This is a genomic window from Chloracidobacterium sp. D, assembly GCF_018304685.1.
Lineage (GTDB): Bacteria > Acidobacteriota > Blastocatellia > Chloracidobacteriales > Chloracidobacteriaceae > Chloracidobacterium > Chloracidobacterium thermophilum.
This window is the reverse complement of the sequence record NZ_CP072635.1, coordinates 569,068-582,810: the sequence shown is the minus strand read 5'-3', so window position 1 is coordinate 582,810 and position 13,743 is coordinate 569,068. Positions and strand designations below refer to the sequence as shown.

9 protein-coding genes are annotated in these 13,743 nt (G+C 61.1%); 2 read left to right on the top strand and 7 right to left on the bottom strand.

Annotated features, from left to right (window positions below; genetic code table 11):
- Positions 1-125: 125 nt before the first annotated feature.
- Positions 126-503 (top strand): hypothetical protein, encoded by a 378-nt coding sequence (locus J8C01_RS13585; RefSeq protein WP_148264099.1) that lies wholly within the window; start codon positions 126-128, stop codon positions 501-503.
- A 262-nt stretch (positions 504-765) separates the two neighbouring features.
- On the opposite strand, the gene J8C01_RS13580 is transcribed toward J8C01_RS13585, so the two are convergent.
- From J8C01_RS13580 to J8C01_RS13565, 4 genes are all read right to left on the bottom strand, one after another.
- Complete coding sequence (locus J8C01_RS13580) at positions 766-2,334, bottom strand: glycosyltransferase family 39 protein (protein WP_211432780.1); 1,569 nt, start codon at positions 2,332-2,334, stop codon at positions 766-768.
- A 236-nt stretch (positions 2,335-2,570) separates the two neighbouring features.
- Positions 2,571-4,085, bottom strand: a complete 1,515-nt coding sequence (locus tag J8C01_RS13575) for a glycosyltransferase family 39 protein (RefSeq protein ID WP_211432779.1) — start codon at positions 4,083-4,085, stop codon at positions 2,571-2,573.
- A 70-nt stretch (positions 4,086-4,155) separates the two neighbouring features.
- Positions 4,156-5,301 carry a glycosyltransferase family 87 protein gene (locus J8C01_RS13570; RefSeq protein ID WP_211432778.1) on the bottom strand — a complete coding sequence of 382 codons (1,146 nt, stop codon included), beginning with the start codon at positions 5,299-5,301 and terminating at the stop codon, positions 4,156-4,158.
- A gap of 47 nt (positions 5,302-5,348) precedes the next feature.
- Positions 5,349-5,897 carry a Spy/CpxP family protein refolding chaperone gene (locus J8C01_RS13565; protein ID WP_041569965.1) on the bottom strand — a complete coding sequence of 183 codons (549 nt, stop codon included), beginning with the start codon at positions 5,895-5,897 and terminating at the stop codon, positions 5,349-5,351.
- A gap of 207 nt (positions 5,898-6,104) precedes the next feature.
- Between J8C01_RS13565 and J8C01_RS13560 the strand changes: the two genes are divergently transcribed.
- Entirely contained in the window at positions 6,105-7,616 is a 1,512-nt protein-coding gene (locus tag J8C01_RS13560) for a trypsin-like peptidase domain-containing protein (RefSeq protein ID WP_014100999.1), read from the top strand.
- A 104-nt stretch (positions 7,617-7,720) separates the two neighbouring features.
- Here J8C01_RS13560 and J8C01_RS13555 read toward each other — a convergent pair whose 3' ends face one another.
- The 3 genes from J8C01_RS13555 to J8C01_RS13545 are packed head-to-tail and all read right to left on the bottom strand — an operon-like array spanning position 7,721 to position 13,743.
- Complete coding sequence (locus J8C01_RS13555) at positions 7,721-11,143, bottom strand: TonB-dependent receptor (RefSeq protein ID WP_211432777.1); 3,423 nt, start codon at positions 11,141-11,143, stop codon at positions 7,721-7,723.
- A gap of 54 nt (positions 11,144-11,197) precedes the next feature.
- Positions 11,198-12,745: an acyl-CoA synthetase gene (locus tag J8C01_RS13550; protein ID WP_211432776.1), complete on the bottom strand. Its 1,548-nt coding sequence runs from the start codon at positions 12,743-12,745 to the stop codon at positions 11,198-11,200.
- A complete protein-coding gene (locus tag J8C01_RS13545) occupies positions 12,742-13,743 on the bottom strand; it encodes a 3-oxoacyl-ACP synthase III family protein (protein WP_211432775.1) in 1,002 nt (333 codons plus the stop codon). Before J8C01_RS13545 ends, J8C01_RS13550 begins: the two co-directional genes overlap by 4 nt.

The window sequence follows — 13,743 nt, the reverse complement described above, 5'->3', positions numbered from 1 at the left end:
GGCATGAGGATTCCGGGAGTACTCCGGTGGGGAAATTCTGGTTTGAGTGACAAGTGACCGTCAAGCCAGCGGGTCACCGGCTGCCCGGCGTGTAGCTTTGGTGTTTTTCACAAAGGGGCACTGGGATGCTGAGTCCAATTTTTGAGTACACCGCGCCGGTTTCGCCCATTCTGCCGGGTGAAGCCGCGCAGCTTGCCAGAAACTTTGCCTGTGTTGATCCGCACCAGCGGACGTTTATCGGGTTGCCGCCGTCGGTCAAGGAAGCTCATGGGTTGCCTTCGGCGACCTGCGTTACCGTTACATTTGAGATCAACGGTGTCTTGGGCAGTGTAACGGCTTACATTGCCGGCGGGCGGGGTGGAATGCTACGGCTTTCGACGGATTTGATGGAGGCGTTGCACCTGACGCCGAACATGAAGGCGACGGTCCGGTTACTTTCCCGCGATGGGGACCGCCCGCAGATGGAGATCAGGGGCGTGAAAGCAGAGGATACCCTTGGGTAAGGTGGGTTTTTCATCAGACCCGTAGCTGGTCATCGCCGGCAGGCGGAAGGCCCCTTCACTTTCGCCCAAAACCGAGACGACCAGGCGCGTCAGGGCATAAAACAGCGGCGGGTTTTGGTCGGGGCCGCGCTGGATGAGGTCCATCATCCTGGCCCAGCCGGGCATGGTGACAATGTAGAACGTAAACAGTTCATCCACCCAGAAAGGCCGAGTCACTGCCGCGTGGACTATAGTCGCGTAAAAGGCATACAGGGCCTGGAGCTTAGTCCGGAATACCAACCTCATAGACAATGTATTCAGCCGTTTCCCGGACAACCGGCATCTTTTCTGTCTCCAGTACCTGAATTATTCCTGCGTCATCAACCTTATGACAGTCCAGGTAGAATTTTCTATGTAATTTTAGGAAATCTCTTATGTTCTCAAAACGTGGAGTGCGTGGATTTCGCAAGAGTGCACGCAGTCCACGTTCTGGGTCTTCAGGCTGCGGGTAGGTCATAAGTCCAAACACATGAACTGCCTGCGGGAGTTGATTGCGGTAGTAGTGCTTGATGGGGAGGAAGTGTTGGGGGGTAAGGACAATCGGCTGCGATGGATTAGGGAGGTCTGCAATTTCCTCGATGTCAGGACGGACCAACTGCCACGGCTGAAGGCTTACCCACAGGGCTGAAACTGTCAGAAGTATCCAGATTCCGGCGGTGAGTATCCTGGCAGGGAACATTCCCAGATGCCAGACGCCGAAGGCCAACAGGATAGCCAGACCAGCCACGGCCAGAAGCAGGTAGCGTGGTATAAACATGGTTTTGCCCGTTACCTGCATCAACACCATCCACCCCACAGGTAACCCAAAACCTAACACCAGTCCGAACATAGCCCATGCTGAACCCCTAAACCGGCTGCCGGGCGATGCCGACCCCTCGACAGCACGGCCCTGTTGCCAGTTCAAAGCCATTGCCCCGCCCACCAGAGTAAGGAAAACAGAGCAGGTCCATGCATTTGGCGTCCAAGCCTGACGCATATCCGTTGTTTCAGACGGTATGACCCGGAAGCCCACCATCCAGCCATAGAAGTGGGCCAGCTCAGACCAGCAAAGTTTGGTTTTCCAGTAAGGAAGTTTAGACTGTGCAGCAAAGATGGGCCAGTTGTAAGCCAGGACGACCAACGGCACGCAGAGCGCCGCCCAGACGGCCCACCGCCACTGCCGCGTACGCCAGGTGCGGCAGGCTTCCATCAGCCACAGGCATCCGATGGGAATCAGCGCCAGGTAATGAAAAGCCATGGCCAAGGACAAACTGGCGCCTAAGCCAAGCCAGGCCCGGCGACTGTAATCCGGCTGCTGGGCGAAAATATCGCCCAGGGTGTAGCTGACGAGCGCCGCGCCAAAACAACCAAGCATCAAGCCGTAAGGACGGGCTTCACTGGCGTAGTACACCACGTTGGTGAACACCGGCGTCGTCATCGCCACCAGGGCTGCCGTCTGTCCGCCACCCAGCAGGCGTACCCAGAGGTGGAGCGTCACGCAGAGAACCCAGTACCCGACCATCGCCGGCAGGCGAAAAGCCCATTCGCTTTCACCGAATGCCAGTACAATCAGGCGTGTCACTGCGTGGAAAAGCGGTGGGTTTTGGTCAGCACCACGCCACAAAAGGTCCATGACTCCGTTCCAGTCGGGCATCGTGACGACATAGAAGGTGAACAACTCATCTATCCAGAAAGGCCGAGTCACTGCCGCGTGGGCTACGTAAGGTACATACAGCGCGGTGAACAGGGCGATGACCAGCGTATCGCTGCGCGTCAGACGGCGCTCTGCGGCCGGACTGGTATCGAACTCCATCTGGCTTGTCTCAGCGGCGACCTGGGCGGATGACATGCAAACCTAAAATTCACTGGGCAAACAACAGATGTTACTCGGTCGTTTCCAGACGCTCCGGCAAGTCCTGTTCAGTTGAAAAGGCAAGCGTCAGTGTAGTGCCAAGTCCCACCAGCGCAAAGAGCGACCACGCCGCAACCCCCAGGCGCAGCACACCTGGGACAACCTGGAAACCCGACCACTTTAGTCGTCAAGGCAGGTTAGAAGTGTGGTTCAAAAACCTCATACACAATGTATTCATCTGTTTCCCGGATGACTGGCAGTTGAAGCTCTTCCAAATCTTGAATCACCTCTTTGTTGCTTTTGTGGCAAGCGTAGTAGAAACGGCTGTGGGTTTTCAGAAAACTGTCCCGGTCTTCAAAACGTGGGGCGCGTGGGTTTCGTGAAAGCGCCCGCAGTCCACGTTCTGGGTCTTCAGGCTGCCGGTAAGTCATCATCCCCAGCACGTGAACCACCTGTGGAAGTTGGTCGCGGTAGTAGTGTTTGATGGTCAGGAAGCGTGGGACGTTGAGAACAACCGGTTGCGTTGGGTTGGGAAGATTCACGATTTCCTCGATACCTGGACGCGCCAACTGCCACGGCTGAAGGCTTACCCACAGGGTTGAAACCGTCAGAAGCATCCAGATTCCGGCGGCAAGTGTTCTGGCGCGGCACCTGGCCAGATGCCGGACGCCAAAGGTCAACAGGATGGCCAGACCAGCCACGGCCGGCAGCAGGTAGCGTGGCGTAAACATGGTTCTGCCCGTTACCTGCATCAGCCCCATCCATCCTGCCGGCAACCCAAACGTCAATACCAGCCCCAACACGAGCCATTCCAGTGCATTCCGTCGGCTGCCGGGTGATACCGTCTCGCGTGCGGTGCGACGCTGTCGCCACTCCCAAAGCACAGCCATCCCGACCATGACCAGAAAGGCCAGGCAAACCCAGTCGCCCAGCATCCAGCGGTAAAAGTCGGGAAGCTCAAACCAGTGTAGTTCTGTTTTCCAGTAGGGGAGTTTGGATTGTTCAGTGAAAACAGGCCAGTTGTAAGCCAGGACGACCAACGGCACGCAGAGCGCCGCCCAGACGGCCCACCGCCACTGCCGCGTACGCCAGGTGCGGCAGGCTTCCATCAGCCACAGGCATCCGATGGGAATCAGCGCCAGGTAATGAAAAGCCATGGCCAAGGACAAACTGGCGCCTAAGCCAAGCCAGGCCCGGCGACTGTAATCCGGCTGCTGGGCGAAAATATCGCCCAGGGTGTAGCTGACGAGCGCCGCGCCAAAACAACCAAGCATCAAGCCGTAAGGACGGGCTTCACTGGCGTAGTACACCACGTTGGTGAACACCGGCGTCGTCATCGCCACCAGGGCTGCCGTCTGTCCGCCACCCAGCAGGCGTACCCAGAGGTGGAGCGTCACGCAGAGAACCCAGTACCCGACCATCGCCGGCAGGCGGAAGGCCCCTTCACTTTCGCCCAAAACCGAGACGACCAGGCGCGTCAGGGCATAAAACAGCGGCGGGTTTTGGTCGGGGCCGCGCTGGATGAGGTCCATCATCCCGGCCCAGTCCGGCATAGTGACGATGTAAAACGTAAACAATTCATCCAGCCAGAAAGAACGGGTCACTGCTGCATGCGCCACCTGAAGGATGTAAAGCACGGTGAAAAGGCCTACGGCGAAGGTATCACTGCGCGTCAGACGGCGCTCTGCGGCCGGACTGGTATCGAACTCCATCTGGCTTGTCTCAGTGGCGATCTAGGTGGATGACATGCAGCGGCAAAGTCCACTGGGCAAACGACAGAGGTTACTCCGTCGTTTCCAGACGCTCCGGCAAGTCCTGTTCAGTTGAAAAGGCAAGCGTCAGTGTAGCGCCCAGTCCCACCAGTGCAAAGAGCGACCATGCCTCAACCCCCAGGCGCAGGGCGCTTGGGACAACCTGGAAACTCGACCACGTACACACCCCGAAGGCCACAAGCCACATCCGCGCCAGAGAATGGTTTTTCTGGCAGCGAAGCAGGATGGCAACCACCAGGGCCAATGTTGCAAAGTGCGCCACCCAACTGAGCTGACTGCCAAGGACGCCCCACGCGCCGGCCACGGCTGCCACCCGGTACACCGACGGCCCTACTCCCCGGCAATAGACCTGCCCAAGAAGGAAAAGCCCGCCGCTGCCAAGCAAGGCCACCGGCCAGTAGGGAAGCTGTTCCCCAACACCAGCCCACCGGATAACCCGCAAAAGCGCACCGTAGAGCGACTGGTTGCTGGCGACGGCAAAATCAAAATGCCACCCCTGAAGGATGATTTCCCGATACCAGTTGTGCAGGATGGCCCACCTGTGGGGGCCCAGCCCCCAACAGGACAGCGCATTGCCCAGCCCCATCCACACGGCCCACCACGCCAGCAAACGCCACGCGCGCCGCCCGACGAAGTATGGAATCAGCAATACCGGCGAAATTTTGACGCTGACGGCTGCCGCCAGCGCCAGTCCGCCGGTTGCGGCGCACTGCCGTTGGGCATCTGCCAGCAAGGCAAAGGTCACGAGCGCGGCGATCCAGAGATTGACCTGCCCCAGCAGGAAGTTGCCAAGCAGAACGGGTCCCAGCACCAGCCACCACCCGGCATGCGGCAGGTTCTGGTCGGGCGTCGCCGGCAGAACCGGCTGTACCAGTCGCCACAGCCAGCCAACGGCCAGGATGTTACCCACAGCCCACAGGAATGCCGCCACCGGCAAGGAAAGCCACGCCAGTGGTGTCAGAAGCTGGGCAAACAAAGGCGGATAGAGATAGGGCGTGGCGGCGCGGATGGGAATCTCGTAGGGATTCCCCGTCAGCCACACCTGCCGCGCGGCGGCATAAAACACGGTGAAATCGTTGCCGTAACGCTCCGGGGTTGTTCCGCTGCGCGCGGCGCTGAGCCAGCACAGCACGCCGATGCCGAAGCCCCATCCCACACGGGAAAGCCACCACGATGACTTTACGTTCGAGGCGATGGGCAAGGCTATGGCGTTGGCGGACGGCCAGGCTGACGTTGACCGGGGCGCTCCGGCGCACGGGGCTGGAATGTTCCCGGATCGGCGCGCAGCTCATTGAGGATACGCACCTGGTCGGGCGTCAGGACCATTCGGATGCGATACTGCATCCGCGCCCGAAGCCGGGTCAGGTTGGCTTCGGCTTCGGCCAGCTCACGGGCGCACTGTTCAACCAATGACTCACTGGTTTCCACACTGTAGATGGCTTCCGTGAGGGCCTGACGACGCCGGAAGACCTCCCGCCGCGCCGCATTCAGGGTTGGTCCCTCCTGGCGGCGCACTTCCTGCATCTGCCGGCGCTGTTCCGGCGTCAGCCCCAACACCCGTACCAGCAGGCGCGATTCATAAAGGGCTGCCGGCAGTTCTGCCCCCTGGCGCAGGATGGCCCCATCGGCGTCCGGTTCCGGCATCGGGCGGGATGGCTGCTGGGCAACCAGCCATCCACCCGTGACGCCTAGCCACAGGCCGCCAAAAAGCAATTGGCAGAACATTCCGGCTGGCAACAAACGTGGCATCATGGCCTTGGTTCAGTTCATTTGGTGTGGGTTGGAAGCACCTGCCACTGTAGAGACCTAGCCGGGGGAAAAAGTCGGAAAATTCGCACCGTAACCTGCGCTGGAAACGGCACACCAAGCGACAACCATCGTTGACAGTCGGGTTGCATGCGCCTCACACTCGTTTGTCCTCCTCCCATTACCTATTCCTTCCCATCGGACGTGGCCCCTATGCAGATACGTCGCAAGTTGCTTGGTTTTGCGCTCCAGTCGGTGCTGGTTGTCTCTATCGGGTTTGCACTGGTCGTGAGCGGCTGGATGGTGCTCGCCCGAACCGCGCGCCCGGCGGCCCCCGATCTGTCAAAGCTCTCCATCGTGTCACACCGGGGAGAGCCGCTCAACGGCGTGGCGGCCGACCTTTCCACGGTCTTTCGGAAGATCGGCAAACTTGTCAAGCCGTCAGTGGTCAGCCTCCGGGTCGTCGAGACCATTTCCGCCGAATCGCTGGGGCTGGGACGGAATCATCCGCCGATTCCGGGAATGGAAGACGGCCTCAAACAGCGTGGCTCTGGTTCCGGGTTCATCATCAGCCCCGATGGATACATCGTCACCAACGAACACGTTGTTGGCAAAGCCGACAAAATCCGGGTGACGTTTGATGATGGCCGGCAGGCCCTGGCCAAACTGGTCGGCGTGGATGCAGCTACCGATCTGGCCGTGATTAAGGTTGACCTGACGGGACTGACGCCGGTGACACTTGGGGATCCGTCAGAAATGGAGCAGGGCGACTGGGTGATGGCGATTGGCGCGCCGTTCGGCCTTGAACAAACCCTGACCGTGGGCGTCATTAGCGCCACGGGCCGCAACCTGCCCAGTTCGCGCACCAACCGGTTTGCGCAGTACAACAACTATCTGCAAACCGATGCCTCCATCAATCCGGGCAATTCCGGGGGGCCGCTGCTCAACCTGCGGGGGGAAGTCATCGGCGTCAACACTATGATCCTTTCCGAGTCAGGCGGCAGTGAAGGCATCGGGTTTGCCATTCCTTCCGACCTCGTCGAACGCATCTGCCGCAAACTCATTCTGGAAGGGCGGGTACGCCGGGGCTGGCTCGGTGTGAGCCTGCCGGTGCAACCGCTGACCGAAGCCCAGGCCAAGTCGCTGGGCCTGCCCGGTACCGAAGGGGCGCTGGTTCAGGATACGGTCGGCCCCGACAGCCCGGCCGCGCGCGCCGGTTTGCGGAGCGGAGATTTCATCGTGCGTTTCGACGGCATGCCCATCCGCAATGAGCGCGAACTGACGACCAAAGTCGCTGAAACCGAAGTCGGAAAAACGGTGACGGTCGAGTTCATCCGGGATGGGCAGCGCCAGCAGACGCAGGTGACGATTGATGAGCGCCCAGCCGCCGAAACGGCGATGCGGCCAACACCCAAAACCGAGGCTGCCCAGGATGCCAACCTGCTGGGCCTGAAGGCGGTGCCGCTTCCGGCTGATCTGGTTTCCAAACTGCGTCGTCCGGAAGGTGTCCTCGTCGAGTCGGTGCGTCCTGCCAGCCCGGCCGACGAAGCCGGCCTGGTCAAGGGGATGGTGCTGCACAGCCTGAACCGGCGTCCGGTCAGGTCGCCCGAAGACTTGGCACAACTTACCCAGAACCTGCGCCTTGGTGAAACCGTGGTGCTCGAAGTCGAAGTGCAGCTCAACGGCCGCTGGGAGTTCCGTTTCATCTCGGTCAATATCGAGTAGCCGGAACACACGGCCGGCAAACCGGGCCACGCGAAGAATAAAAAGGGTGGGGAACGTGTCCTCCACCCCTTTTGATGTTGCCGGCCTTTGCCTGCCGGTGGCGGTCAGAAGCTGTACTTGAACGCAAACTGAATGAGCCGCGGCCCCGTCGAAGTCGAGAGAATGCGCCCGAAGTTGGGGTTCAACGGCGGGCCACCCGGCACAAGTGGCGCTCCGGTGCTGACCGGATTGGCGAAGTTCGTCTGGTTGAAGGCATTGAAGAATTCCGTTCGGAATTCAACCCGCTGCCGTTCACCAATCGGGAAGAACTTGACGATGGACATGTCGCTGTTGGCCTGCGCCGGGCCGCGCAGGATGTTGCGGCCGGTGTTGCCAAAGTTGCCAACGCCCGTGGCGACAACAAACGCACCTGTGTTGAAGTAGTTGTCCAGCCGGCTGCGCACATCCCCGCTGCGCGCGGCACTACCCCGGAAGCCAGGGACAAAGTCCGCCCGTGAGGCATCGAACAGTCCGCGCCCCGAAATCACGTTGAAGGGCAGTCCTGACTGGACGATGGACACCACAGCAATCTGCCAGTCGTTGACCAGGTATTTCAGCGCCCCGTCGCCCTGATAGAACTTCGGCAGGTCATAGACGAAGCTGGCCACGACGCGGTGCCGCCGGTCAAAGTCTGCCGTCCCGCGCGTTCCGGCAAAGGTGGCCTGGTCGCCCACGTCGGCCGACACGTCGCTCGTCCCGGCGGAAGTGATCTGCCCGGAGTAGTTGTCAATCGTGTGTGACCACGTGTAGGCAAACAACCCCTGAAGCCCCTTGGCCAGCCGCCGCGTCACGCTGATTTGCAACGAGTTGTAGCTGGAGTTGGCGGTTGTTTCCTGGGCGTGGACGCCAAAACCGATGGTTGGAATCGTCGAAAACAGCGGGCTGAGGGTGAACGTCCCGACCGCATTCGGCGAGGTCGTCTGGTTGAGGTTGCGGAAGCGCGTCAGCTTGCGGCCGACCGAGCCGACGTAGGCGATTTCAAGCTGGGTGTCCTTGATGAACTCCCACTGCACGCCAAGGGAATACTGCTGGACGTAAGGCGTGCGCAGGTTGCGGTTGAGGTAAATGCCCTGCACCGGAATGACAATGTTCGGCTGGTTGGTCGGCCCTACCGGCAGCGAGGGGTTGAACAGGTCATTCGGCACGATGAAGGGGAAGCCGACCGGGTACTGCTGTGGAATCGGTACGAACGGGTTGGCGAAGGGTCGCGAAAACTGCGCCAGCGCCAGCGTGTAGTAGGGATAGGTCAGCCCCTGGTTGTTGACAACGCGCGAGTTCGGACGGTCATAGTAGATGCCGTAGCCGCCCCGGATGACGAACCGGTTGCTGTCGAGCGGCCGGAAGGCAAACCCAATCCGGGGCGCAACGTTGTTGCGGTCGGGCGGCACGAGTCCCCGCTCGACTTTAGGCACGTTGGGAATGCCAGGGCTGGCATTGCCGGCCTGCAGGAAGCCGTTGCCGGGGGCGTTGGCGCGGAAGCGGTCAGGATCGAAGGTCACGAAGCGGCCTTCGGTGTCGAAAAAAGGCCCGAAGTAGTCGTACCGGATGCCAAGGTTAAGGGTCAGGCGCGGATGGATTTTCCAGTCGTCCTGAAAGAACAACGCGAAGTCATGCGCCCGCACCTGCCGTTTGGCCGATCCGGGGCCGATAATCGAAAACACCGGATTGAAGCCCGGAAAGGCATCCGCCACGAGAAATTCCGTGAAGGCATCGCGCCGTCCCGGTGTAAAGAGCGGCGCCAGGGCCGCCAGATTGGTCAGTGCGCCGGTGAAGGTAATCGAACCACGGGCAAAAATGTCAAACTCCACCCGGACGCGGTTGTAGCGGTACTCACCGCCGAACTTCAGGGCGTGGTTGCCGGTCGTGTAGGTCACGGTATCGCCGGCCGTGAGGGTGTCGGCCTGGTTGTCGCTGGCCGAAAAGCCGGAGGGTCCGGCAGTGAAAAAGTTGTTCAGACCAATGGCGGGCATGCCGGGGAAGCGGCTGCGATTGGGCGAGTTGATGCCAAACTGATTCGCCGTGAACGGTTCGGTCGGCGTCGCTTTTGCCGGAATGATGTTGAAGCCAAAGCGCGCTTCGTTGATGAAGCCACTGGCAAACACGTGGGTGTCGGTGACAGCAAGGAAGCGGTTGTTGGCATCTGTTCGCACCGGATAGCCCGGCGTCTGCAGGACATTGCCTAGCCCAAACTGGCTGAACAGCCCCTGGTCAGTCCGGTTGTTGGCAAAGAAGAACTTGACAGCCAGCCGGTTGGCGTTGCCGAGCTGGGCATCCACGTTCGCATTGAACTGTTCTTCCCGGAATTTCGAGAGCGCCGGCAGGATGCGCGCAATCTGCCCGTTGCCCGACGGAATGAGGAAGGAGCCATCGGGATAGCGCGCCTGAAGCAGACGGCGGGCCACCGGGTTGACAAAACCAAGCTGTCCAAACGCGGCCAGTCCGGGGGCGCGGGCACGGGACAATGCCGCCAGCGCCGCATCCGAACGGTCATCGGTCAGGTCGGGCGGCGTGCCGACCACCGACAGGCTGTTGGTCAGCGACGTGCCGTTGGTTTCACGGGTGCCCTGGTAGGAGCCGAAAAACCAGAGCCGGTCCTTGATGATCGGACCACCGAGCGTGCCACCGTACTGATACCGTTCATTGGTGGGACGATCAATGCCTTGGCGCTTAAGGAAGAAGTTGTTGGCGTTGAGTGAGGTGTCGCGCAGGAAAAAGTAGGCATTGCCGTGAAACTCGTTCGTGCCCGACTTCGTCACGGCGGTGACGATACCACCCGCATTGCGTCCGGCCGAGGCATCGTACTGGCTGGTCAGCACAATGAACTCCTGGAGCGAGTCCGTGGCAGGAACAGCCAGATTGGGCGTTGAACCCGTCCCAATCGAGTTGGCGTCAATCCCGTTGATGAGCACCGAGTTGCTCGTTGTGCGCTGGCCGTTGACGTTGATGGCCGTGTCGCCGCGTCCGACTTCTGACGTGTTGGTGATGTTGGCCGAGGTGCCGGCGCTGAGCGTCAGAAGCTGCTGGAAGTTGCGGGTTGGAAGCGGCAACTGGCGCAGGCTGCGCTCCTCGATGACGCGCCCATGGCTGGATGAGTCCGTCCGCACCAGCGGCCCTTCGGCCGTGACGACCACGACTTCGCCGCTGACATCGCCGACCTGCAAGGTGAGATCAACTGTGGTGTTTTCGGTAATCCGCACCGGAACATCGTCCAGAACGGTTTTGCGAAAGTTGGGTGCCGTGACCTCGACCCGGTAGGTGCCCGGTGGAAGCAGCGGCACGGTATAAGTGCCGGCGTCGCCCGTCGTCACCGTCCGGGTTGTGCCCGTGCCTTTCTGAATGACGGTGACGGTCGCACCGGAAACAACGGCGCCCGATGGATCGGTCACGGTGCCGCTCAACTGTCCGGTCGAGACCTGCCCAAAGACGGGCGCCCCGGCCAGACAGCCAATGAAAAGCGCCAGACAGAGGCGCAAAAGTCGGTTGCACATGGGGGTGAACTCCTTACTCCTGAGTGAACTGGTAGGGATTTTTTCCAGGATGGTTTATCCGTTGGGTGAACCAAGCAGCCGCTCGCGCAGCTCACGCTTGAGCAGCTTGCCGGCGGCGCTGATGGGCAGGGCGTCGAAAAACCGTACCGCCTTGGGCACCTTGTAGCCCGCCAGACGGTCGCGCAAAAAGGCGATGAGTTCCGGCTCGGTGGCGGTCATCTCCGGTTTCAGTACGACGCACGCCACGCCGACCTCGCCCCACTTGGGGTCAGGAACGCCCACAACGGCGCACATGGCCACGGCCGGATGGGCATAGAGCGCCTGTTCGATTTCAGCCGGATAGACGTTTTCGCCGCCGGAAATGAACATGTCCTTCTTGCGGTCCACAATGAAGAAGTAGCCTTCGGTATCCTGCCGCGCCATGTCGCCGGTATGGAACCACCCTTCAGCGTCGCGGCTGGCCGCCGTGGCTTCCGGGTTGCCAAAATAGCCGGATGAGCCGGACGGCCCCCGCAGCACCAGCTCGCCGGGGGTATCCGGCGGCAGTTTGTGACCTTGTTCGTCCACCACGGCGGCTTCGACAAAGAAGTTGGGCCGTCCGATGGAGCCGGCCTTGCGTTCGGCATCTTCCGGCGCCAGGGCAAAGACGCCGGGACCGAACTCGGTCATCCCAAAACCCTGCTTGAAACAAATACCCTTGGCCGTCCGGTAGGCTTCGATAACGGGCAACGGCAGCGGCGCGCCTCCGCTGGTACAGAAGCGCAGCGAAGACAGGTCAGCCGTGTCCCAGTTGGGCGCGGCCTGCATCATCTGGTACATCGTCGGAACGCCGGCAAAGACCGTCACCCGCTCGCGGGCGATGAGGTCAAGCGTCTGTGCGGCGTCAAATTGCCGCACCAGAATGGTCGTCCCGCCCAGAATGGCCAGCGGGACGGTATAGACAAACAACCCGCCGGTGTGAAACAGCGGAAACACATTCAGATAGCGGTCGCCATGACGCAGGTCGTGGATGACCGTGTTGAGGGTGTTCCAGGCGATCTGCCGGTGCGAAATGGCTGCGGCCTTGGGAGTTCCGGTTGTCCCACCGGTAAAGATGAGCGCCGCGATGTCTTCCGGCTGTACCGGGGTTGGGACGAAATCCGGCGCTGGCGTTGCCAGCCAGTCGGCAAAGGCCAGACTGTCAGCCACCGGTTGGGGATCGAGATGGACGAGTTGTACCCCGTCCAGTTCGCCGGTCTCCTGCATGGCGCTGACCGTCGGGACGAAATCCGCGCCAAAGGCCAGTGCGCGCGGGCGAATCTGCCCCAGGATGGTCAGTTGTTCCCGCCAGTGAAGCCGCCAGTTGAACGGCACGTGCAGCGCGCCGAGCTTGGCGCAGGCAAAGAACAAGTCGAGATGCTCAATGCCATCGCGGGCAAGAATGGCCACCCGGTCGCCGGCGGTGACGCCCAGCCGGCGCAGAGCAGCAGCGACGCGCGTGGCCCGCTCATTGGCTTCGGCAAAGGTCAGGCGAAGCGGCTCCGGCTTTGAAGCATCCACGAAGGCCAACGCTTCAGGCGAATACACAGCGCGTCGCCCAAGGTAATCACCCAGCCCAATCATCCTTGCTGCCACCTCCAGACAGAAGCTGCCAGCGCAATGCCGCCGCCGCTGGCGCAGAAGACGACGAGTTGCCCCGGACGCAAACCGCGCCGCGTCACAACCAGGTCATCGAGCGCCATGGGCAGACAGGCCGAGCCGGTGTAGCCCCACTTGTCCATGACCCAGTGGGTCTTTGCGAGCGGTTGTCCGAGTTGCTGCATCACCATTTCGATGGTGCGCAGGTTGATTTGCGTAAACAGGAACCAATCCACGTCATCGAGGGCGTGGCCGGCTTTGGCAAGCGCTGCACGGATAAGTCCGGGCCAGTATTCCGTATTGAAGGTGCGTGGAAACTTGCGGACAAACTGCACTCTGGGCGGCCCGTACGTGGCGAGTGTCTCCGGCGTACATGGGCGGAAAGCGCCGCCGGTGTAAATACCCATGGCGTCGTGGAACGCGCCAAGGGCCTGAAGCTTGCCGGCGAGAAAGCCCGGACGTTCGGCGGCACCAAGGATGACGGCCCCGGCGCCATCGGCAAACAACGTGGCGGTGTACTTATCGTTTGGGTCGAGAAAGCGGCTCATGGCATAGCCGCCGGCAACGAGAATGTAGCGGTAGTCAGTGTCACCCAGAAGCGTCAGTGCTCCCTGACTGAGCGCCGTGACCCAACCGGCGCAGGCGGCGTTGAGGTCAAACGTGCCGGCGCGCGATGCCCCCAGCTTCGCCTGAACGGCGGAAGCCGTTGCCGGCGAAAGGTAATCCGGCGTGTCGGTGGCAACGATGATGAGGTCCAGGTCGGTTGGATTCAGTTGCGCCCGTTCGAGCGCCTGGCGGGCTGCGGCCGTCACCATGTCGGAGGTGGTCTCACCTTCGCTCAGGTAGCGCCGTTCGTGAATGCCGACATTGGCCACCAGCCAGTCTCCGACCGGTTCGCCAAAGCGCTCGTCAAAGACCGCGTTGGGCACGACCTGGGCAGGGACGTAACAGCCGGTGGCAAGAATCTGTACGTGGCGCGACAT

What these genes read in the sequence shown, in the direction of transcription:
- J8C01_RS13585 (WP_148264099.1), top strand. Translation starts at nt 126, where the DNA reads ATGCTGAGTCCAATTTTTGAGTACACCGCGCCGGTTTCGCCCATTCTG.
- J8C01_RS13580 (WP_211432780.1), bottom strand. Translation starts at nt 2,334, where the DNA reads ATGGAGTTCGATACCAGTCCGGCCGCAGAGCGCCGTCTGACGCGCAGC.
- J8C01_RS13565 (WP_041569965.1), bottom strand. Translation starts at nt 5,897, where the DNA reads ATGATGCCACGTTTGTTGCCAGCCGGAATGTTCTGCCAATTGCTTTTT.
- J8C01_RS13545 (WP_211432775.1), bottom strand. Translation starts at nt 13,743, where the DNA reads ATGTCGCGCCACGTACAGATTCTTGCCACCGGCTGTTACGTCCCTGCC.
- J8C01_RS13555 (WP_211432777.1), bottom strand. Translation starts at nt 11,143, where the DNA reads ATGTGCAACCGACTTTTGCGCCTCTGTCTGGCGCTTTTCATTGGCTGT.
- J8C01_RS13550 (WP_211432776.1), bottom strand. Translation starts at nt 12,745, where the DNA reads ATGATTGGGCTGGGTGATTACCTTGGGCGACGCGCTGTGTATTCGCCT.
- J8C01_RS13575 (WP_211432779.1), bottom strand. Translation starts at nt 4,085, where the DNA reads ATGGAGTTCGATACCAGTCCGGCCGCAGAGCGCCGTCTGACGCGCAGT.
- J8C01_RS13560 (WP_014100999.1), top strand. Translation starts at nt 6,105, where the DNA reads ATGCAGATACGTCGCAAGTTGCTTGGTTTTGCGCTCCAGTCGGTGCTG.